Genomic DNA, 19,785 nt, shown 5'->3' on the forward strand with positions numbered 1-19,785 from the left:
TTCCCTGTGCGGCGGGCTTTCGCGCGTCACCACTTTGTAATGTTTTTGTCACACGGGACCGCTAGGGTGTGCGCATGAATGATCTGGCCAATTCCAACATGACCCAAAACTCCCAGCCCGTGCGCATTGATTTCAATACGCCCGAGTTGCAACGCAAGCGTCGCATGCGCGCGCTCAAGGATCGCCTGACCCGCTGGTATGTACTGGTAGGCGGGCTTGCCGTATTGGCGGCAATCACGCTGATCTTCTTCTACCTGGCTTATGTGGTGTTGCCACTGTTCCAAGGCGCCGAGCTGACCAGCAAGAAAGCCCTGGAGCCGACATGGCTGCAGCAGGATGCCGGTAAGCCACTGATGATCGCGCTTGAAGAGCAGAATCAGGTGGGGATGCGTGTTTCGGACAAGGGCCAGGCATTGTTCTTCGATACCAAGACCGGTAACGAACTCAAGCGTGTCGATCTGGCAGTGCCGGCGGACACCCAGGTTACTTCCATCAGTACTGACCAGCCGGGCAGCGCGCTGGTGGTACTGGGCTTGTCCAATGGTCAGGCCCTGGTGTTCCACCACACCTACAAGATCACCTACCCGGACAACAAGAAAACCATCACCCCAGGCATCGACTATCCGTACGGCGAGCAATCGTTCGTGCTCGACGAGCAGGGGCGTGCGCTGGACCATGTCAGCGTCAACGTCAATGGGGACACCCTGCTGCTGGCCGGCTCTACTGGTGCTCAGTTGCAGGTGGTCGAGCTGACCCGCACGGAAAACATGATGACCGAAGAGGTCACCACCGAGCAGAACCGCATCGAACTGCCGCAAATGACCGAAACGGTGAAGAATATCTTCATCGACCCACGCCAGCACTGGCTTTACGTGATCAACGGCCGTGCCACGGCCGATGTGTTCAGCCTGCGCGACAAGAGCCTCAACGGCCGTTATAAGCTGTCTGAAAGCGCCGACACCGAAATTACCGCCACCGCCCAGCTGGTTGGTGGCATTTCGCTGATCATCGGTGACTCCAAGGGGGGGCTGGCCCAATGGTTCATGGCCCGTGATCCGGATGGCGAATCGCGCTTCAAGCAGATCCGTACCTTCCAGATGGGCAAGGCGCCAATCGTGCAGATCGACGCCGAAGAGCGCCGCAAGGGCTTCATCGCCCTGGACGCCGAAGGCAAACTGGGCGTGTTCCACAGCACTGCACACCGAACCCTGCTGGTTGAGCAGGCTGCCGAAGGCCCTGGCACGCTGGCCCTGTCGCCACGCGCCAACCGCATCATCATCGAAGAAGGCGGCAAGTTGTTGCCGTTGAGCCTGCGCAACCCGCACCCGGAGGTTTCGTTCAGCGCGCTGTGGGGCAAGGTGTGGTACGAGAACTATGACGAGCCGAAATACGTCTGGCAATCGACCGCTTCGAACACTGACTTCGAGCCCAAACTGAGCCTGTCGCCGCTGACCTTCGGTACCTTGAAGGCCGCGTTCTATGCCATGATCCTGGCTGCCCCGCTGGCCATTGCCGCAGCCATCTATACCGCCTACTTCATGGCCCCGCGCATGCGTCGCAAGGTCAAGCCGGTGATCGAGCTGATGGAAGCGATGCCGACGGTGATCCTTGGCTTCTTCGCCGGCCTGTTTTTGGCCCCGTACCTGGAAGGCCACTTGCCCGGTGTGTTCAGCCTGTTCCTGCTGATGCCGATCGGTATCCTGCTGGCCGGCTTTGTCTGGAGCCGGCTGCCGGAGTCGATCCGCCTGCGCGTGCCGGATGGTTGGGAAGCGGCGATCCTGATTCCGGTCATCCTGTTTACCGGCTGGTTCGCCCTGACCATGAGCCCGCACCTGGAAAGCTGGTTCTTCGGCGGCGACATGCGCCTGTGGATCACCAACGACTTAGGTATCACCTACGACCAGCGCAACGCCCTGGTAGTCGGTATCGCCATGGGCTTCGCGGTCATCCCGAACATCTACTCGATTGCTGAAGACGCCGTGTTCAGTGTGCCGCGTAGTCTGACCCTGGGCTCACTGGCCTTGGGCGCGACGCCTTGGCAGACCCTGACCCGTGTGGTGATCCTCACCGCCAGCCCGGGCATCTTCTCAGCGCTGATGATCGGCTTGGGCCGTGCGGTCGGCGAGACCATGATCGTGCTGATGGCCACCGGCAACACACCGGTGATGGAGATGAACCTGTTCGAGGGCATGCGCACCCTGGCCGCCAACGTGGCCGTAGAAATGCCGGAATCGGAAGTCGGTGGCAGCCACTATCGCGTGCTGTTCCTGGCCGCCCTGGTGCTGCTGATGTTCACCTTCGTCATGAACACCTTGGCCGAGCTGATTCGCCAGCGTCTGCGCAAGAAATACTCGTCGCTTTGATAGAAAGGTAGCGATCCGTGAAAAAGGATTCCCTCAAAGGCTGGTTCAAGAGCGGCGCCCCAGGCGTCTGGATGAGCGGCGGCGCGGTGGCCATGGCCGTGATCATGACTGTCGGCCTGCTGGCGGTGATCGCCGTGCGCGGCCTGGGCCACTTCTGGCCAGCCGATCTTGTCCAGGCCACCTACAAGGTGCCGGGCCAGGCCGATCACGTCGTCATTGGTGAAGTGGTGCAGAAGGAGGAAGTACCCCGAGCTCGTCTGAAGGGTGCAGGCCTGCCGGTGCCTGACCAAGGCCCGGAGTTCATGACCCGGGAGCTGATCAAGGTGGGTAACCGCGACCTCAATGGTAGCGACTTCACCTGGGTGGTCGGCGACTGGCTGGTCGATGAACAGCACCCGGCCGACCTGATGGCCCTGGAGCGCCGCGAGTGGGGCAATTTCTACGGCTACCTGGTCAGCGTCAAGGAAGAAGGCCGCGTAGTCGCCGAGGGGCCTGCCGCCTGGAACGAACTGCAGGCCCGTCTCAAACGCGCCAACCAACTCAACAACGAGCTGCAAAGCCTCGAGAAGAAGGACATCGGTGCCATCAACCATGGCCTCGAGCGCCTGCGCTTGCAGGCGCGCAAGCTGGAGCTGGACGGCAAGCTGGATGCCGCCGCACAGGCCGACATGGACGCCGATCGTGCCGAACTGAATAGCCGCTACAAGGCCATTGAAGACCGCCTGACCGGCCTGCACCAGGCCTTTGCCCGTGACAGCCTGGTGGCCCGCGATGCCAACGGCCGAGAAGTGGAAATCAACCTGAGCAAGGTGGTGCATGCCATCCGGCCGAACGCGATGTCGGGCTTCACCAAGCTGGGCAGCTACTTCACCAAAGTGTGGGAGTTCCTCAGCGAAGACCCGCGGGAAGCCAACACTGAAGGCGGTATCTTCCCGGCCATTTTCGGTACCGTGATGATGACCCTGATCATGGCCGTGATCGTTACCCCGTTCGGCGTGCTGGCTGCCGTGTACCTGCGTGAATACGCCAGGCAGGGCCCGGTCACCCGGCTCATCCGCATTGCGGTGAACAACCTGGCCGGTGTTCCTGCGATCGTCTACGGTGTGTTCGGTCTGGGTTTCTTCGTCTACGTACTGGGTGGCTCGATTGACCGCCTGTTCTTCCCGGAAGCACTGCCGGCGCCGACGCTGGGTACTCCGGGCCTGCTGTGGGCATCGCTGACCCTGGCATTGCTGGCGGTGCCGGTGGTGATCGTGGCCACCGAAGAAGGCCTGGCGCGTATCCCGCGCACCGTGCGTGAAGGCTCGTTGGCGTTGGGCGCAACCAAGGCCGAGACTCTGTGGAAAATCGTCCTACCCATGGCCAGCCCGGCCATGATGACCGGCATGATCCTCGCCGTGGCCCGTGCCGCCGGCGAAGTGGCGCCGCTGATGCTGGTGGGTGTGGTGAAGCTGGCGCCGTCGCTGCCCGTGGATGGTAACTACCCGTACCTGCACCTGGACCAAAAGATCATGCACCTGGGCTTCCACATCTATGACGTCGGCTTCCAGAGCCCGAACGTCGAAGCCGCGCGGCCGCTGGTATATGCCACTGCGTTGCTGCTGGTGCTGGTGATCGCGACCCTCAACCTCTCTGCCGTGTGGATCCGCAACCACCTGCGCGAGAAGTACAAGGCGCTGGACAGCTGACCCTGATTGCAAGCGTGCCGCCCGGAAGCCGGGCGGGCCTTTGAAACGAATTGATAGCGTATGGAGTTGACCATGCAGCAAGATTCCCACACCCATGGCATCGACATGTCTGCCTTGGGCCGCAACAAGCAGAGCCTGCGCCTGGCTGAAGAAACCGTGGCCATCGAAGTGCCGGGCCTGAGCCTGTTCTATGGTGACAAGCAAGCGCTGTTCGACGTACAGATGAACATCCCAAAGCAGCGTGTGACCGCCTTCATCGGCCCGTCCGGCTGCGGCAAGTCGACCCTGCTGCGTACCTTCAACCGGATGAATGACCTGGTTGACGGTTGCCGTGTGGAAGGTGCCATCAACCTGTATGGCAACAACATCTACCGCAAGGGCGAAGACGTTGCCGAGCTGCGCCGGCGTGTGGGCATGGTGTTCCAGAAGCCGAACCCGTTCCCCAAGACCATCTACGAGAACGTGGTCTACGGCCTGCGCATCCAGGGCATCAACAAGAAGCGCGTGCTTGATGAGGCAGTCGAGTGGGCGTTGAAGGGCGCGGCCTTGTGGGACGAAGTCAAGGACCGCCTGCACGAGTCGGCGCTGGGCCTGTCCGGTGGCCAGCAGCAGCGCCTTGTCATCGCCCGCACCATTGCCGTTGAACCAGAGGTGCTGCTGCTTGACGAACCGTGCTCGGCGCTGGACCCGATCTCGACCTTGAAGGTCGAAGAACTGATCTACGAATTGAAATCCAAGTACACCATCGTCATCGTGACCCACAACATGCAGCAGGCGGCGCGTGTTTCGGACTACACCGCGTTCATGTACATGGGCAAGCTGGTCGAATTCGGGGATACCGATACCCTGTTCACCAACCCGGCGAAGAAGCAGACCGAAGACTACATCACCGGTCGCTACGGCTAAGCGCCGCTCGCGAAACAGGCACCTCGGTGTCTGGCACCGGCGTTGCCGGTGTTCGCGGGTGAACCCGCTCCTACAGGGCCGCGCTACCAAAGGACAAAAAGATGATCAACAAAGATAGCCTTACCCATCACATTTCCCAGCAGTTCAACGCCGAGCTCGAAGAGGTGCGTAGCCACCTGCTGGCCATGGGCGGGCTGGTGGAAAAGCAGGTCAACGACGCGGTTACCGCGCTGATCGAAGCCGACTCTGGTCTGGCCCAGCAGGTGCGCGAAGTCGATGAGCAGATCAACCAGATGGAGCGCAACATCGACGAGGAGTGCTTGCGCATCCTCGCTCGCCGACAGCCGGCGGCCTCCGACCTGCGCCTGATCATCAGCATTTCCAAGTCGGTGATCGACCTGGAACGCATCGGTGACGAGTCGACCAAGATCGCCCGCCGCGCCATCCAGCTGTGCGAAGAGGGCGAGTCGCCGCGTGGTTATGTCGAGGTGCGCCACATCGGCGACCAGGTGCGCAACATGGTCCGTGATGCGCTGGACGCCTTTGCCCGCTTCGACGCCGACCTGGCGCTGTCGGTGGCCCAGTACGACAAGACCATCGACCGCGAGTACAAGACCGCACTGCGTGAGCTGGTGACCTACATGATGGAAGACCCGCGCTCTATCTCGCGGGTGCTGAGCGTGATCTGGGTGCTGCGCTCGCTGGAGCGTATTGGCGACCATGCGCGCAACATCTCCGAACTGGTGATCTACCTGGTGCGCGGCACCGATGTGCGCCACATGGGGCTCAAGCGCATGACGGCAGAAGTGCAGGGCACTGCTGTCGCCAACGGCGAAAAGGCTAATGTTCCGGGCGAATCTGACGATAAGTAAGGTTGCTCCCGAGCATCGACGCCCGGCCTTGCCCGGGCGTTTTCGTTTGCGGTCGAGAGCCGGCAGGCACCCGCGAACGATGTGAAGAGGTCCCGGCGTGACCAGGTTGTAGCAAGTGGCCATCATTGGCAGTAGGCTAGACGGGATTCGTAAGGAGTATCGATGAGTAAAGTGAATGTGCTGGTCGTGGATGACGCCCCGTTTATCCGTGATCTGGTCCGCAAGTGTCTGCGCAATGCCTTCCCGGGTATGGCCATCGACGACGCGGTCAACGGTCGCAAGGCCATGGCCATGCTCGGTAAGGAAGCGTTCGATCTGGTCCTGTGCGACTGGGAAATGCCGGAAATGTCAGGCTTGGAATTGCTGACCTGGTGCCGTCAGCAGCCTGCACTGAAAAATCTGCAGTTCATCATGGTGACCAGCCGTGGTGACAAGGAAAACGTCATTCAGGCGATCCAGGCGGGCGTTTCCGATTTTGTAGGCAAGCCGTTCACCAACGAGCAACTGCTGACCAAGGTAAAGAAAGCCCTGACCAAGATCGGCAAGCTCGACAGCCTGATGGCCATCGGCCCGGCACGAGCCAATTCGGCGTTTGCCAACGATTCGTTGAACGCGCTGACCGCAGGCAAGCCGGAAGCGGTCAAGGTTGCGACGCCAGCGCCGGCGTCGGCCAAGCCTTTGGTCGCGGCTCCTACACCTTCTGCCCCCGCGCCGAGCGGCCGTGGCCAGGGCCAGCTGCGCCTGGCCAGCGGTACGCAGCCATGTGTGATCAAGGCGTTGAGCCTGAAAGAGGCGCTACTGGTGGTACGCCGCAGCGAAGCGCTGCCACAGGTGCTGGAAGGTGCAGTGCTGGACCTGGAGCAGGGCGAGAATGCCGAAGTCGCTCGCCTGAACGGCTATCTGCATGCTGTCGCGGCGCTGGAGCCAAAACCAGACAGTGACTGGTTGCAGTTGACGTTCAAGTTTGTCGACCAGGATGCCCAGAAGCTCGACTACCTTTCTCGGTTGATCGCCCGCGGCACTGCGCAGAAGCACTTTACCCCTGGTGCCTGACCCCGGCCCCGCGCCATGCTTTTGGCAGGAGCAGCACAAGGTGCTCCTGGCAAAAGCCCGCGTCGCCCATCCGACCAACTGTAATACCTACCGTAAAACCCGCTGCTAGGCTTCGACAGATCATAACTGTCAAAAAGCCACTATCATGCCCGTCCGCCTGTTGCTGTTCTGTGCATTGCTCATGGCCTCAGCGTCGAGCCAGGGCGTGACGCTATACAAGATCACCGACGATGCCGGTGTCATCTCCTATTCCGACCGGCCTGGCCCCGGCGCCAAGCCCTTGGTGCTGCGCGAGCCCATGGTCGAAACGCTCGAAGGCCAAGTGCGGCTGAATGCGAAAACCTTCGACGGTGGCGTGAGCTTTTCCGCACGTAACGAGCTGCATGTGCCGGTAGAGGTAGAGTTGCGGCTGGACAACCTGGTCAACGCACAAGGCGGCGATGCCCCGCGTATCGTGCGCCGGCTGCTGCCGCCGCGCAGCACGCAGATGCTCAGTGTGCTCAGGGGGCGGCCCGGGCTGCTGCTGAACTACCGTTCGACCCTGCTGCAGGCCATGGGTGACCCGGGCAAGCGGCCCCAGGGCTTCCGCTATGCGTTCCCGTGGATTGGCGGGCCGTTCCGCGTCACTCAGGGCCCCAATGGCCGTGTCAGTCATTTTGGGCCCAAAGGGCGCTACGCCATGGATATCGCCATGCCCGAAGGCACCACCATCATCGCCGCGCGGGAGGGGGTGGTGGTGAAGACGGAGAACAGCCAGAGCGGGCGCGGCCCAAACCCCTCGGGCAACTTTGTCAGGATTTTGCACCCGGATGGCACCATGGGCGTATACCTTCACCTGATGCGCGGTTCGGTGGTGGTGGCGGAGGGGCAACGGGTACGGCAGGGCCAGATGCTGGCTAAGTCGGGCAATACCGGCAACAGCACTGGGCCGCACCTGCATTTTGTGGTGCAGCGCAATGTGGGGTTGGCGCTGGAGTCGATACCTTACCGCTTCGCCAGGCCGATCAGCGGGATGCCGGATTTCACTGCCGGCAACCCCTGACCGAGTGGGCCATCAATCCAGCTTCAGCACCTTGGCCAGTACGATCTTGGGCCCTTTCATCTTCTTGATGATAATGCGTAGCCCTTCGACCTCCAGCGCTTCCTCTTCTTCAGGCACGCGCTTGAGCGTCTCGTAGATCAGACCGGCCAGGGTTTCCGCCTCGATGTGGTCGAGGTCGATACCCAGCAGGCGCTCGACCTTGAACAGAGGGGTGTCGCCGCGCACCAGCAGCTTGCCCGGTTGGTAGGCGAGAATGCCACGCTCGGTCTTGCGGTGCTCGTCCTGGATGTCGCCCACCAGCACTTCCAGCACGTCTTCCATGGTCAGGTAGCCGATCACCTTGCCATCGGCCTCTTCTACCAGCACGAAGTGCGCCCCGCCCTTACGGAACTGCTCCAGCAGCTGGGCCAGGGGCATGTGCCGCGACACGCGTTCGAGTGGCCGGGCAAGGTCCTCCAGGTCGATGGTCTCTGGCAAGTGCTCCAGCTCAGCCAGCTCCAGCAGCAAGTCCTTGATGTGCAGCAAGCCGGTGAACTCTTCGCGTTCGGCGTCGTACACCGGGTAGCGGCTGAACTTGTGGCGGCGCACCAAGGCCAGGATCTGCTTCAGAGGCGCATGGGCGTCGATGCTGATCATGTCCTCACGCGAGTTGGCCCAGTCGACCACTTCCAGCTCGCCCATTTCCACAGCCGAGGCCAGCACGCGCATGCCTTGGTCGCTTGGGTCATGGCCACGGCTGGAGTGCAGGATCAGCTTGAGCTCTTCGCGGCTGTAGTGGTGCTCGTGGTGCGGGCCAGGCTCGCCCTGGCCGGCAATGCGCAGGATGGTGTTGGCACTGGCATTGAGCAGATAGATGGCCGGGTACATCGCCCAGTAGAACAGGTAGAGCGGCACGGCAGTCCACAGCGACAGCAGCTCTGGCTTGCGGATGGCCCAGGACTTGGGTGCCAGCTCGCCGACCACGATGTGCAGGTACGAGATGACGAAGAAGGCAACGAAGAACGAGACCCCCTTGACCACCTCGGCGCTGTCCACGCCGAAATAGGCCAGCAATGGCTCCAGCAGGTGAGCGAAGGCTGGCTCACCCACCCAGCCCAGGCCCAGCGAGGCGAGGGTGATGCCCAACTGGCAGGCCGACAGGTAGGCGTCGAGCTGGTTGTGAACCTTGCGCAGTATGTTGCCACGCCAGCCGTGCTGTTCGGCGATGGCCTCCACGCGTGTGGCGCGCAGCTTGACCATGGCGAACTCCGCAGCAACGAAGAAGCCGTTGAGCAGCACCAGCAGGAAGGCAAAGATGATCATGCCGAAGTCGGCGAATAACGAGGTGAGGCTGATACCAGAGGAAGGGTCCATGATGGAGTTTTTACGGGGTCCGTCTTTGAGATAGAGAGAAAAAAAGTGCCAGCTTTTGCTGGCACGGGGAATCCAATGTAGCGGCTGGGACCGTAAAAGCAAAGGGCAGCGGATTTATTACGGTCCCTGCGGGAGCGAGCGTTCCCGCGAAGGGCTGCGCAGCAGCGCCAATCTCAAGCCTTTTCGTTGGCCAATTGTGCTGGCGCAAAGTGACAGGTAAAAGTGCTGCCATGCCCCGGTACACTGCTGATTTCCAGCTTGCCGCGGTGGCGCATCAGCACATGCTTGACGATTGCGAGCCCCAACCCGGTCCCGCCGGTATTCGATGCACGGCTGGAGTCTACCCGGTAGAAACGCTCGGTCAGGCGTGGCAAGTGCTTGGCATCGATGCCCACCCCCGAGTCCTGCACCGACAGATGAGCGCCCTGGGCATCGACCCACCAGCGAATGCGGATATTGCCTTCGTCCTGGGTGTACTTGACTGCATTGAACACCAGATTGGAAAAGGCACTGCGCAGTTCCGACTCGCTGCCCTTCAGCTTCACGCCGGGCGCAGCTTCCAGGCTGATGTGCTGGTTGCGCGGCCCGGACAGGGCCTGGGCGTCGTTCTTTATGGCGGCGAGCAGGGCATCGACTGCCACCGGCTGGTTGTCCGATGGGTAATCGGTGGCTTCCAGTTTGGCCAGTAGCAACAAATCGTTGAGCAGGGTTTGCATGCGCGAGCCTTGCTGGCTCATCTGCTGCAGGGCGCGGCTCCACCGCGGGTTCACGTCTTCGACGTTGTCCAGCAGGGTTTCCAGGTAGCCGGTGATCACCGTCAGCGGCGTGCGCAGCTCGTGGGAAACGTTAGCGACGAAGTCCTTGCGCATCTGTTCCAGCTGGTGGATGCGTGTGACATCGCGCACCAGCATCAGGTGTTCATTGTTGCCGTAGCGTGTGATGTGCAACTGCACGCGCATGCGATCATTGATCGGCGAAGGGATTTCCAGCGGTTCGAGGTAGTTTTCTGCCTCGAAGTACTCTTTGAAGAGCGGGTGGCGCACCAGATTGGTCACTTGCTGGCCACCGTCCTGTGGGGTCTTGAAGCCCAGCAGGGTCTCGGCGGCGCGGTTCCACCATTCCAGGTTGCCGTCGCTGTCGAGCATGATTACCGCGTCACGCAGCGCGGCGGTGGACTCCTGCACCCGGTCGATCACTGCCTGCAGGCGGCCCCGCACGCGCTGGTCACGGCGTTGCAGGTGGTAGATGCTATCGAATACCTCGCCCCACAGGCCGTAGCCATCGGGCGGTGCTTCGTCGGGTTGGTGATTGCGCAGCCAATCGTGCAAGCGCAGCAGTTGCTTGAGGGTCCAGCCCAGATAAAGCGCCAGGCCAATGGCCAGGCTCCAGCCGTAGTAGCCGCTTACCAGTCCGCCGATCAGGCAGACGGTAATCAGCAACAGCAGATGGCGAATCAGGGTTGCGTGCCAGTTCTGGTTCAATTGACGGTCCTTGTACAACGACGTGCAGCTTGGCGCTCTGGAACTCGATCAGCTCTTGGTCGAGAAGCGGTAGCCAGTGCCCCGGACGGTTTGTACCAGATTCTCGTAAGCTTCACCCAGTGCCTTGCGCAAGCGACGGATGTGCACGTCGACGGTACGTTCCTCGACATAGACGTTGCCGCCCCACACCTGGTCCAGCAGTTGGCCTCGGGTATAGGCGCGTTCCTGGTGGGTCATGAAAAACTGCAGCAGGCGGTATTCGGTCGGGCCCATCTCGGCCGGCTTGCCGTCGATGGTCACGCGGTGGCTGATCGGATCGAGCAGCAGGCCACCGACCTCGATCGGCGCTTCGCTGTCGCTCGGGCCAGTGCGGCGCAGCACGGCTTTCAGTCGCGCCACCAGTTCACGCGGCGAGAACGGCTTGGTGATGTAGTCGTCGGCGCCCACTTCCAGGCCCTGGATCTTGTTGTCCTCTTCACCCTTGGCGGTGAGCATGATGATCGGGATATCACCGGTCAGCTCGTCGCGCTTCAGGCGACGGGCCAGCTCGATGCCGGAGGTGCCCGGCAACATCCAGTCGAGCAGGATCAGGTCCGGTTTGCGGTCGACGATGATCGCATGGGCCTGTTGCGAGTTTTCCGCTTCCAGGCAGTCATAGCCGGCCATTTCCAGGGCAACGGCGATCATCTCGCGAATGGGCGCTTCGTCGTCGACGATCAGAATGTTCCTGCCTACCATGCTCAAAACCTCTCCTGGATTCGGTGTCTTGGCCCGCATTAGATAACGGAATTATTGCAGCTGTGTGACAGGGTGTTGGCCGTTCTGGCGACATTCCGTGACTGAACTAGGCTACAGAGGGCCGCTTTAATGGCAACCCGAACTCATTTCCCCCGGAAACAATGGTGATTCCAATGACACGACATACGCTGAGCTGGATGGCCCTTTTCACTGCGCTGGCGCTCCCGGGGGTGGCGTTGGCCCACCATGCCATGGAGAAGGACGGCATGTGGGTCGATCATGCCGGCATGACCCTGTACACCTTTGACAAGGATGCGGGTGGCAAGTCGATGTGCAATGGCGATTGCGCCAAGAACTGGCCACCGTTGATGGTCAAGAAAGAAGACGAAGCACCGAAGGATAAATGGACCCATGTGACGCGTGACGACGGTTCGATGCAGTGGGCTTACGACGGCAAGCCGCTGTATACCTTCATCAAGGACAAGAAGGCCGGCGACATGACCGGTGACGGCGTGAAGGACGTCTGGCACGTTGCCAAGCCTTGAGATAGCCGGGGCCGCACAGCGGCCCCAAAACACTCAGCGCAACGCGTAATCCAGCACCACCCCGATAAACACCAGCAACCCAGCCCAGTGATTGTGCAGAAACGCCTTGAAGCACGACTCCCGGTCCAGCTTGCGCGTCGACCAGTATTCCCAGGCAAAGCACACCGCCGCACCCAGTAACCCGAGGTGGAACCAGCCACCCAGGTCGAAGCGGCTACCGGCCAGCAACAGGCAGCCCAGCGACAGCAGCTGCAGGGTCAGGATGATGCTGCGATCGGCGTCGCCGAACAGGATCGCGGTCGATTTCACGCCAATCTTCAGGTCGTCATCGCGGTCGACCATGGCGTAGTAGGTGTCATAACCCACCGTCCACAGCAGGTTGGCGATATACAGAAGCCAGGCACTGGCCGGCAGGTCGCCACCGGCCGCCGTGAACGCCATCGGAATGCCCCACGAATACGCCGCTCCCAGCACCACTTGCGGGTAGTAGGTGTAGCGCTTCATGAACGGGTAGCAGAACGCCAACGCCACCGCCCCGAACGACAGCCAGACGGTTCGGCTGTTGGTGCACAGCACCAGCAGGAAACTCACTCCTACCAGAATCGCGAACAGTGTCAGCGCCTCGCGTGGCCGCACTCGGCCACTGGCCAAGGGCCGATCGGCGGTACGCTTGACGTGCCCGTCCACCTTGCGGTCGGCGAAGTCGTTGATGCAGCAGCCGGCCGCGCGCATCAGCACCACACCAAGGCCGAAAATGAGCACATTGGCCAGGGTTGGTGACCCGTTGCCGGCAATCCACACTGCCGACAGGGTCGGCCACAACAGCAGGTAGATGCCTATCGGTCGGTCCATGCGGCTGAGCTGGACGAAGTCCCAGGCCCGCGGGTGCAGGCGGTTGAGCGACTTGAGCAGTTGCAGGTACATCAGCGGTTTTCCTCCTTGGCCGCTTGCCACAATGCCGGCAGGAATACTTCTGCCACCAGCAGGTCCAGGCCGTCACGCTCGAAGCGCGAGCGGCGGCCCCAAAGCGCTGCATGTGCAGCTTCGGACGGCAGCCAGGCCTGTGGATAACTGCACACTTCGAGTGGATGACGGATGAACGCCTGGTCGCAGAACAGCAACTCGCCCAGCGAGCGGCTGCCCAAGGTTTCCAGGTCAAGGCCACCACGTTCCAGGGCGCTGCGGCTGGCCACGCTGCGGGCGAATACCCAAGGTTGGCCATGGCCGCGCAGATACACCTCGCGCACCCAGCCTTCGGCGCCGGCAGCGATGCCCAGCGCTTGGCATTCGTCATCGCGCAGCGGCTGCCAGCCCTCGAACAGCGGGGTGACGGAAAAGTGATCGATGGACAGACGGGTCAGGCGGCGGGTCAGCGAGCCCTCGTCGAACAGCCAGTCAAGGGTGGGCTGGTCGATGTCGGTCGCCAGTTGTGAATACGGCAGCCACGCGACAGCGGCTGCTTGCGGGGATTCGTACGACACGTCGGTATGCTTTGTTACAGCCAGAGAGGCGGCGAGCTTAGCATGATTGCCCCAACTGCTTGCATACTGCCGGCAGGGCCGTTACAAAGCCCCCACGAATTGAGCACTGGCCCCATTTGCGGTCGCTGCAGGAGCGGGCTTACCCGCGAAGAGACCGTCAGCAGCACAAGCCCCAGCCTGAACCGAGGAAATAGACCTGATGAAAAAGTGGCAATGTATTGTCTGTGGCCTGATATACGACGAAGCCGAAGGCTGGCCCGACGACGGCATCGCCCCCGGGACCCGTTGGGAGGATGTGCCTGAAGACTGGCTGTGCCCCGACTGCGGCGTCGGCAAAAGCGACTTTGAAATGATCTCCATCGGTTAATCGAGGAAAGCACGACATGACGTCCCCTGTGGTAATCATCGGTACCGGCCTTGCGGGCTACAACCTGGCCCGTGAATTTCGCAAGCTCGATGCGCAGACGCCGTTGTTGCTGATCACCGCCGACGATGGTCGTTCGTACTCCAAGCCGATGCTTTCCATGGGCTTTGCCAAGCAGAAGGACGCCGACGGCCTGTGCATGGCTGAGCCGGGCGCCATGGCCGAGCAACTGAACGCCGAGATCCGCACCCATACCCGCATCAGCGGTATCGACCCGGGCCACAAGCGGCTGTGGATCGGCGAAGAGACCGTGGAGTACCGCGACCTGGTGCTGGCCTGGGGGGCGCAGACCGTGCAGGTGCCGATCGAGGGTGATGGCGGCCATCTGGTGTTCCCGATCAACGACTTGGAAGACTACGCGCGCTTCCGTTCGGCCGCCGCTGGCAAGCAGCGTGTGCTGATTCTCGGTGCCGGCCTGATCGGCTGCGAATTCGCAAACGACATGAGCCTGGGCGGCTTCAAGGTCGACGTTGTGGCACCGTGCGAACAGGTCATGCCGACCCTGCTGCACCCGGCCGCTGCAGCGGCAGTGCAGGGTGGGCTGGAGGGCCTGGGTGTACGCTTCCACTTGGGGCCGGTGCTGACCCGCCTGCAGCAGGTGACCCAAGGCCTGGAAGCGCACCTGTCGGACGGCAGTGTGATTGCCTGCGACCTGGTGGTTTCGGCCATCGGCCTGCGCCCACGTACCGACCTGGCTGCCGCGGCCGGCCTGCAGACCAACCGTGGCGTAAGCGTAGACCGTGAGCTACGTACTTCACACGCCAACATCTTCGCCCTTGGCGACTGTGCCGAAGTCGATGGCATCAACCTGCTGTACGTGATGCCGCTGATGAGCTGTGCCCGGGCGCTGGCGCAAACCTTGGCCGGCAAACCGACGGCCGTTTCCTACGGGCCGATGCCTATCACCGTGAAAACCCCGGCCTGTCCGCTGGTGGTCTCGCCAGCGCCACAGGGCTGCGAAGGCATCTGGCAGGTAGAGGGGCAGGGCAGTGACCTCAAGGTGCTCTGCCTTGATGCAGACGGCAAACTGCTGGGCTACGCCCTTACCGGGGCGGCGGTGATGGAGAAGCTGGCGCTGAATCGTCAGTTGCCAGCGGTTATGGCGTAAATAGCGCACGTTCTGTCGGATTTATCCTGTTGTTGCCTGCACAATGGCCGCCCAGATACTGGCGCGGCCCCTGAGCTCGTGCCATTCTCACTCCGGTCTGCCGCAGATTAGAGCCTGCGGTGCCTTGAGCGCTGCTCCCAGAGGCAGCACGGCATAACAACAAGAATTCCGTCAAAGAGGCTTCACTATGCGCAAACCAGAACTCGCCGCCGTCATCGCCGACAAGGCGGACCTGACCAAGGAAAAGGCCAATCAGGTTTTGAACGCGATTCTCGACAGCATCACCGGTGCCCTGGACAAGGACACTGTGACCCTGGTCGGTTTCGGCACCTTCGAAAAACGTCATCGCGGCGCGCGTACCGGCAAGAACCCGCAGACTGGGGAGCCGGTCAAGATAAAAGCCAGCAACACGGTGGCCTTCAAGCCGGGCAAGAACCTGCGCGATGAAGTTAACGAGGCCAAACCTGCCAAGAAGGGCAAGTAATCGCTCCCTGACAACCCAGTGTCAGCCAAGCGGGCGCCTGGGGGCGCCCGTTGTGCTTTCTGCAGGCAAGATGTTTCTAACTTGCATAAATAGTTCTGGAAAAGGATAAACTGCGCGCCTTAGTCACTTTTTGTTCGAGGCGCGCTGATGAAGTTCCGCTTTCTTCTCTGGGCCATGGGGCTGTTGATGGCCAGGGCCAGCCGTAATAACCCCGCATTCCAGCAGCAGCTCAAAGGCAAGAACCTGGTATTCCAGATGCAAACCCTGGACGGCAAGGTCGCCCGGCACTTCATCGTCGAAAATGAGCGCATCAGCAGCAAGGGCGGCGCACACTCACAGCCGGCGTTCGCCATTGCTTTCAAGGACGCCGCCTATGGCTTCGCCACCATGCAGGCGGGTAACAAGCAGCTGGCGTTCATGCAGGGAATTCAGGACAAGCACATCCAGATCAAGGGCAACCCGGCGTTGGTGATGTGGTTCCAAGGGTTGATGAAATACCTGAAACCGAAGAAGAAAGGCTGAAACCCGACGGGGATGCTGTGGGAGCGGGCGTGCCCGCGAAACAAGCGACGCGGTGCATGGCACCGGCTTCGCCGGTGTTCGCGGGCAAGCCCGCTCCCACAGGGATTGCGCCAGCTTTTAGAAGTTGAGCAAGACAGTTGCTCCCACAGGGTATGCGTTAATGCTTAATGCGGTGCGTGGAACTGCGAAGCCAGCTCACGCAACAGGTTCTCGGCTTCGAGCACCTTGTTCACCACATCCTCGGCCTTGTCCCGGGTAATGCTCAGGCGTTCCAGCAGCTCGTCAGGAATCTCTTCCTGCGGCCCTGAGCCTATACCTCGCAAGCGCAGTAGGCGGGTGGCCAGGCATACCAGGTTGGGGAACGCGAAATATTCGCCTTCGTAGGCCGGGTCGTGCTGAAAGCGCAAGGCCGTCGACAGCTCTTCCGGCATGTCCCACAGCTTCATCAGCCAGGTACCGATCTGTTCGCGGCTGATACCCAGCAGGTGTTGTTCCACGTAGGTGTGGTTCAGATGCGGGTTGACCTCAAGGTGGCGGCAAATCAGCGAGAAGTGCGGCGGGAACACATGCGCCAGCAGCAGATAGCCGAAGTTGTGCAGTAGCCCGGCCAGGTAGGTCAGCCCTGCCTCGGGGCGTTCTGCGCGAGGCATGGCGCGGGTCAGGCCTTCGATGATCGCGGCGGTGTAGATCGACTGTTGCCAGTATGGCGTTGCCTGCTGCGGGTGGTCTTTGGGCAGGCTCAAGGTCTTGCCCAACGCCAGGCCCAGGGCCAGGTTGATCACCAGGTCGAAACCCAGCACACGCACGATGGCGTCTTCCACCGAGCGAATCTTGCCCGGCGAACCATAGTAGGGCGATGCAGCCCAGCTCACCACCTGTGCTGCCAGCGCCGGGTCGGTTTCGACCACGCCGGTGATATCGTCGATGCTGGCGTTGGGATCTACCCGCAGCTTGATGATCTTCTGCGCGGTGTCGGCGAGCGGTGGAATTTCGATGGTTTCTTCCAGGCGCTTCTGAATGCGTCGGGCAGTGAAGGCCTGGACGGCATTGGTGATTTCCCGGGTGTCGTCATCGGGGCGGTCGAGGTTGGGGCTGATCGCTTCGACTTGCTGGCCGAAGCTGCTGGCACTGGCCTTGGCCAGCATGCGCTTGAAGTGTGCGCGTTCGATTTCCAGCAACAGGCCGGCTTCGCCGGACTGGATAAAGACAGTTTCGGCGTCGAGCAGGGCCTTTTCGTACTGACATGGCGAGCTGGTCAGAGCCGGGATGCCCGGCAGCGCCTTGAGGTGGTGCTTGTCGAGCATCTGCTTCAGTCGCGGTACCGACACGGCTGTCAGCTTGCGCCCGGTCAGCTCGGCCAAGCGGTTGAGGTCCAGCAGGTGGCTCTGCGGGAACAGCACCATGAGGGCGCCGACCTCGTCGTCGAGAAGGACAGCCTGCACCCGCGAAGCCGCAGGCAGGTGCGGGTGTTCGACCACCTGGCGGTAGGGCACGCCAAGTTTGTCGAGCAGCAGCCTGATGACGGAGGGGGCGTGTGGGGTTGCGGTGTCCAGGGCAACTTCAGTCATGGTCCGTATCCACTGATTCTTTTAAACGCGAAGTATAACCAGCCTGCGAGCAAATCTGGATCCATTCTGGGACTGGCGTCACACTTGGCCATATTGTTGGCCATGGCGCAGCCAGCGGTCCAGCAGCGGGCTGACGTGTTCCGGCCAGCGTGATACCAGGGCCTGGGCCGCGTCGCGCACGGCCGGCAGCAGGTCCGCGTCGCGCATCAGGTCGGCGACCTTGAACTGCAGCAGACCGGTCTGGCGGGTGCCGAGCATCTCGCCCGGGCCACGCAGTTCAAGGTCTTTCTCGGCGATAATGAAGCCGTCGTTGGTTTCGCGCATGATCCCCAAGCGCTCGCGGCCGATCTGCGACAGCGGCGGGTGGTACAACAGCACGCAATGGCTCACGGCGCTGCCCCGGCCAACCCGGCCACGCAGCTGGTGCAACTGTGCAAGGCCCAGGCGCTCGGGGTTCTCGATGATCATCAAGCTGGCGTTGGGCACGTCCACGCCCACCTCGATGACCGTGGTGGCGACCAGAAGCTGCAGGTTGCCAGCCTTGAACTCGGCCATGATCTCGGCTTTCTCTGCCGGTTTCATGCGCCCATGGATCAACCCCACCCTCAGCTCACCCAGCGCGCTGCCAAGCTCCTCGAAAGTGCTTTCGGCGGCCTGGCAGGTGAGTTCTTCGGACTCTTCGATCAGCGTGCATACCCAATAGGCCTGGCGCCCCTCGGCGCAGGCGGCGCGTACCCGCTCGACCACTTCGAAGCGGCGGCTGTCGGCCACCAGCACGGTGTTCACCGGCGTGCGCCCTGGCGGCAATTCGTCGAGCACCGAAGTGTCCAGGTCGGCGTAGGCGCTCATGGCCAGGGTGCGCGGAATAGGCGTGGCGGTCATGATCAGCTGGTGTGGGCACAGCTCGCCGGCCACGCCCTTCTTGCGTAGGGCCAGGCGTTGCTGCACGCCAAACCGGTGCTGTTCGTCGATGATCGCCAGGGCCAGGTGCTTGAACCTTACCTCCTCCTGGAACAGCGCGTGGGTGCCGACCACCATGGGTGCACCGTTGGCGATCTGCTCCAGGGACGCGGCCCGGGCCTTGCCCTTGAGTTTGCCGGCTAGCCAGGCGACTTCGATGCCCAGCGGTTCCAGCCAGCGCTTGAAGGTAATGTAGTGCTGCTCGGCGAGGATCTCGGTGGGTGCCATCAATGCTACCTGATAGCCTGCTTCCAGCGCCTGCAGCGCCGCCAGTGCAGCGACTACGGTCTTGCCGGCACCCACGTCGCCCTGCACCAGGCGCATCATCGGTTCGTGCTGGCTAAGGTCGTAGGTAATTTCGTTGGCTACCCGCTGCTGCGCGCCGGTCGGCTGGAAGCCCAGGTTGGCCAGGTACTGCGCCTGCAGGTGCGTGGCCTTGGGCAGTACCGGCGCACGCAGGCTGCGCAGGCTTTCGCGCAGGCGTTGCTGCGACAGCTGGTGGGTCAGCAATTCTTCGAAGGCCAGGCGGTGCTGGGCCCAGTGCTGGCCTTCGGCGAGCTCGTCGAGGTCGGCGTCGGCCGGCGGGTTGTGCAGGTAGCGGATGGCTTCGTCCAAGGGTGCTAGTTGGTAGTCCCGGGCAAGTTCGTCAGGCAGCCAGTCGGGCAGGCTGCGCGGGCCAAGCAGGGCAAGGCTCTGCTGGCACAACAGGCGCAGGCGTTGCTGGGTAAGACCTTCGGTGGACGGATAGATCGGCGTCAGTGTCTGTTCCACCGGTGGCGGCGGCTCGCTGCCGTTCAGCGCGCGGTACTCCGGGTGGTAGATTTCCAGGCCGGAAGCGCCGGGGCGGGCTTCTCCATAGCAGCGCAGGTGGGTGCCCCGCTTCAGGCCCTCCTTCTGCGCGTTGCTGAAGTGGTAGAAGCGCAATGTCAGTACACCGCTGCCGTCGCCCAGGCGCACCACCAGGCTGCGGCGCTTGCCCATGGTTACATCGGTACCACTGACCACACCCTCGATAACCGCATCCTGGCCCGGACGCAGCTGGCCGATTGGCACCACGCGCGTGCGGTCCTGGTAGCGCAGGGGCAGGTGGAACAACACGTCCTGCAGGTTTTCCAGGCCGACCTTGGCGAGTTTCTCCGCCATTGCCTCGCCCACACCTTTCAGTACTGTGACCGGGACCTTCGACAGCTCACTCAT

The 19,785-nt window shown here is 62.0% G+C and carries 18 protein-coding genes; 11 read left to right on the top strand and 7 right to left on the bottom strand.

Translation table 11 applies throughout. The features are described from left to right. Nucleotides 1-74 precede the first annotated feature (74 nt). From INQ47_RS05525 to INQ47_RS05550, 6 genes are all read left to right on the top strand, one after another. Nucleotides 75-2,363 (top strand): ABC transporter permease subunit, encoded by a 2,289-nt coding sequence (locus INQ47_RS05525; RefSeq protein ID WP_021785272.1) that lies wholly within the window; start codon nucleotides 75-77, stop codon nucleotides 2,361-2,363. 71 nt (nucleotides 2,364-2,434) lie between these two features. Then, nucleotides 2,435-4,051 carry a phosphate ABC transporter permease PstA gene (pstA, locus tag INQ47_RS05530; RefSeq protein ID WP_172402835.1) on the top strand — a complete coding sequence of 539 codons (1,617 nt, stop codon included), beginning with the start codon at nucleotides 2,435-2,437 and terminating at the stop codon, nucleotides 4,049-4,051. 72 nt (nucleotides 4,052-4,123) lie between these two features. Continuing rightward, entirely contained in the window at nucleotides 4,124-4,957 is an 834-nt protein-coding gene (gene pstB / locus INQ47_RS05535; protein ID WP_021785270.1) for a phosphate ABC transporter ATP-binding protein PstB, read from the top strand. A gap of 101 nt (nucleotides 4,958-5,058) precedes the next feature. After that, nucleotides 5,059-5,829 carry a phosphate signaling complex protein PhoU gene (gene phoU, locus INQ47_RS05540; protein WP_021785269.1) on the top strand — a complete coding sequence of 257 codons (771 nt, stop codon included), beginning with the start codon at nucleotides 5,059-5,061 and terminating at the stop codon, nucleotides 5,827-5,829. Nucleotides 5,830-5,991: 162 nt separating this feature from the next. Continuing rightward, a complete protein-coding gene (locus INQ47_RS05545) occupies nucleotides 5,992-6,882 on the top strand; it encodes a response regulator (protein ID WP_404701298.1) in 891 nt (296 codons plus the stop codon). Between the two features lie 145 nt (nucleotides 6,883-7,027). Further along, nucleotides 7,028-7,924, top strand: a complete 897-nt coding sequence (locus INQ47_RS05550) for a peptidoglycan DD-metalloendopeptidase family protein (protein ID WP_404701299.1) — start codon at nucleotides 7,028-7,030, stop codon at nucleotides 7,922-7,924. A 12-nt stretch (nucleotides 7,925-7,936) separates the two neighbouring features. Here the strand turns inward: INQ47_RS05550 and INQ47_RS05555 are convergent, their stop codons facing one another. From INQ47_RS05555 to phoB, 3 genes are all read right to left on the bottom strand, one after another. Further along, nucleotides 7,937-9,277, bottom strand: coding sequence for a hemolysin family protein (locus tag INQ47_RS05555; RefSeq protein ID WP_404701300.1), 1,341 nt, complete (start codon nucleotides 9,275-9,277; stop codon nucleotides 7,937-7,939). A 173-nt stretch (nucleotides 9,278-9,450) separates the two neighbouring features. Next, nucleotides 9,451-10,758 (bottom strand): phosphate regulon sensor histidine kinase PhoR, encoded by a 1,308-nt coding sequence (gene phoR, locus INQ47_RS05560; protein ID WP_103469566.1) that lies wholly within the window; start codon nucleotides 10,756-10,758, stop codon nucleotides 9,451-9,453. Between the two features lie 48 nt (nucleotides 10,759-10,806). Next, nucleotides 10,807-11,496, bottom strand: a complete 690-nt coding sequence (gene phoB, locus INQ47_RS05565; protein ID WP_003253341.1) for a phosphate regulon transcriptional regulator PhoB — start codon at nucleotides 11,494-11,496, stop codon at nucleotides 10,807-10,809. A 173-nt stretch (nucleotides 11,497-11,669) separates the two neighbouring features. Between phoB and INQ47_RS05570 the strand changes: the two genes are divergently transcribed. Continuing rightward, nucleotides 11,670-12,041, top strand: coding sequence for a hypothetical protein (locus tag INQ47_RS05570; RefSeq protein WP_176682902.1), 372 nt, complete (start codon nucleotides 11,670-11,672; stop codon nucleotides 12,039-12,041). A 33-nt stretch (nucleotides 12,042-12,074) separates the two neighbouring features. Here INQ47_RS05570 and ubiA read toward each other — a convergent pair whose 3' ends face one another. Beyond that, entirely contained in the window at nucleotides 12,075-12,965 is an 891-nt protein-coding gene (gene ubiA / locus INQ47_RS05575) for a 4-hydroxybenzoate octaprenyltransferase (protein ID WP_252461182.1), read from the bottom strand. Beyond that, nucleotides 12,965-13,522 carry a chorismate lyase gene (locus INQ47_RS05580; RefSeq protein WP_252461181.1) on the bottom strand — a complete coding sequence of 186 codons (558 nt, stop codon included), beginning with the start codon at nucleotides 13,520-13,522 and terminating at the stop codon, nucleotides 12,965-12,967. Before INQ47_RS05580 ends, ubiA begins: the two co-directional genes overlap by 1 nt. A gap of 199 nt (nucleotides 13,523-13,721) precedes the next feature. Here INQ47_RS05580 and INQ47_RS05585 point away from each other — a divergent pair, with 199 nt between their 5' ends. The 4 genes from INQ47_RS05585 to INQ47_RS05600 all read left to right on the top strand — a co-directional run bounded on the left by INQ47_RS05585 (nucleotide 13,722) and on the right by INQ47_RS05600 (nucleotide 16,060). Then, the gene (locus INQ47_RS05585) at nucleotides 13,722-13,889 is read left to right on the top strand and encodes a rubredoxin (RefSeq protein ID WP_003253349.1); all 168 of its coding nucleotides are present in this window, start codon (nucleotides 13,722-13,724) and stop codon (nucleotides 13,887-13,889) included. A gap of 16 nt (nucleotides 13,890-13,905) precedes the next feature. After that, nucleotides 13,906-15,054, top strand: coding sequence for an NAD(P)/FAD-dependent oxidoreductase (locus INQ47_RS05590; RefSeq protein ID WP_404701301.1), 1,149 nt, complete (start codon nucleotides 13,906-13,908; stop codon nucleotides 15,052-15,054). Between the two features lie 187 nt (nucleotides 15,055-15,241). Further along, the gene (locus INQ47_RS05595) at nucleotides 15,242-15,538 is read left to right on the top strand and encodes an HU family DNA-binding protein (RefSeq protein WP_021785261.1); all 297 of its coding nucleotides are present in this window, start codon (nucleotides 15,242-15,244) and stop codon (nucleotides 15,536-15,538) included. A gap of 147 nt (nucleotides 15,539-15,685) precedes the next feature. Further along, the gene (locus INQ47_RS05600) at nucleotides 15,686-16,060 is read left to right on the top strand and encodes an SCP2 sterol-binding domain-containing protein (RefSeq protein ID WP_252461179.1); all 375 of its coding nucleotides are present in this window, start codon (nucleotides 15,686-15,688) and stop codon (nucleotides 16,058-16,060) included. A 164-nt stretch (nucleotides 16,061-16,224) separates the two neighbouring features. Here INQ47_RS05600 and INQ47_RS05605 read toward each other — a convergent pair whose 3' ends face one another. After that, complete coding sequence (locus tag INQ47_RS05605; protein WP_404701302.1) at nucleotides 16,225-17,628, bottom strand: HDOD domain-containing protein; 1,404 nt, start codon at nucleotides 17,626-17,628, stop codon at nucleotides 16,225-16,227. Between the two features lie 78 nt (nucleotides 17,629-17,706). Next, entirely contained in the window at nucleotides 17,707-19,785 is a 2,079-nt protein-coding gene (gene recG, locus INQ47_RS05610; RefSeq protein WP_404701303.1) for an ATP-dependent DNA helicase RecG, read from the bottom strand.

The sequence above is a fragment of the Pseudomonas sp. 3HC3 genome (assembly GCF_044904505.1).
GTDB lineage: Bacteria > Pseudomonadota > Gammaproteobacteria > Pseudomonadales > Pseudomonadaceae > Aquipseudomonas > Aquipseudomonas putida_Y.

Excerpts from the sequence above, each read along its gene's own strand:
- INQ47_RS05525 (WP_021785272.1), top strand. The coding sequence starts at position 75 with ATGAATGATCTGGCCAATTCCAACATGACCCAAAACTCCCAGCCCGTG.
- pstA (WP_172402835.1), top strand. The coding sequence starts at position 2,435 with ATGAGCGGCGGCGCGGTGGCCATGGCCGTGATCATGACTGTCGGCCTG.
- pstB (WP_021785270.1), top strand. The coding sequence starts at position 4,124 with ATGCAGCAAGATTCCCACACCCATGGCATCGACATGTCTGCCTTGGGC.
- phoU (WP_021785269.1), top strand. The coding sequence starts at position 5,059 with ATGATCAACAAAGATAGCCTTACCCATCACATTTCCCAGCAGTTCAAC.
- INQ47_RS05545 (WP_404701298.1), top strand. The coding sequence starts at position 5,992 with ATGAGTAAAGTGAATGTGCTGGTCGTGGATGACGCCCCGTTTATCCGT.
- INQ47_RS05550 (WP_404701299.1), top strand. The coding sequence starts at position 7,028 with ATGCCCGTCCGCCTGTTGCTGTTCTGTGCATTGCTCATGGCCTCAGCG.
- INQ47_RS05555 (WP_404701300.1), bottom strand. The coding sequence starts at position 9,277 with ATGGACCCTTCCTCTGGTATCAGCCTCACCTCGTTATTCGCCGACTTC.
- phoB (WP_003253341.1), bottom strand. The coding sequence starts at position 11,496 with ATGGTAGGCAGGAACATTCTGATCGTCGACGACGAAGCGCCCATTCGC.
- INQ47_RS05570 (WP_176682902.1), top strand. The coding sequence starts at position 11,670 with ATGACACGACATACGCTGAGCTGGATGGCCCTTTTCACTGCGCTGGCG.
- ubiA (WP_252461182.1), bottom strand. The coding sequence starts at position 12,965 with ATGTACCTGCAACTGCTCAAGTCGCTCAACCGCCTGCACCCGCGGGCC.
- INQ47_RS05585 (WP_003253349.1), top strand. The coding sequence starts at position 13,722 with ATGAAAAAGTGGCAATGTATTGTCTGTGGCCTGATATACGACGAAGCC.
- INQ47_RS05590 (WP_404701301.1), top strand. The coding sequence starts at position 13,906 with ATGACGTCCCCTGTGGTAATCATCGGTACCGGCCTTGCGGGCTACAAC.
- INQ47_RS05595 (WP_021785261.1), top strand. The coding sequence starts at position 15,242 with ATGCGCAAACCAGAACTCGCCGCCGTCATCGCCGACAAGGCGGACCTG.
- INQ47_RS05600 (WP_252461179.1), top strand. The coding sequence starts at position 15,686 with ATGAAGTTCCGCTTTCTTCTCTGGGCCATGGGGCTGTTGATGGCCAGG.
- INQ47_RS05605 (WP_404701302.1), bottom strand. The coding sequence starts at position 17,628 with ATGACTGAAGTTGCCCTGGACACCGCAACCCCACACGCCCCCTCCGTC.
- recG (WP_404701303.1), bottom strand. The coding sequence starts at position 19,785 with ATGAGTGAGCTGTCGAAGGTCCCGGTCACAGTACTGAAAGGTGTGGGC.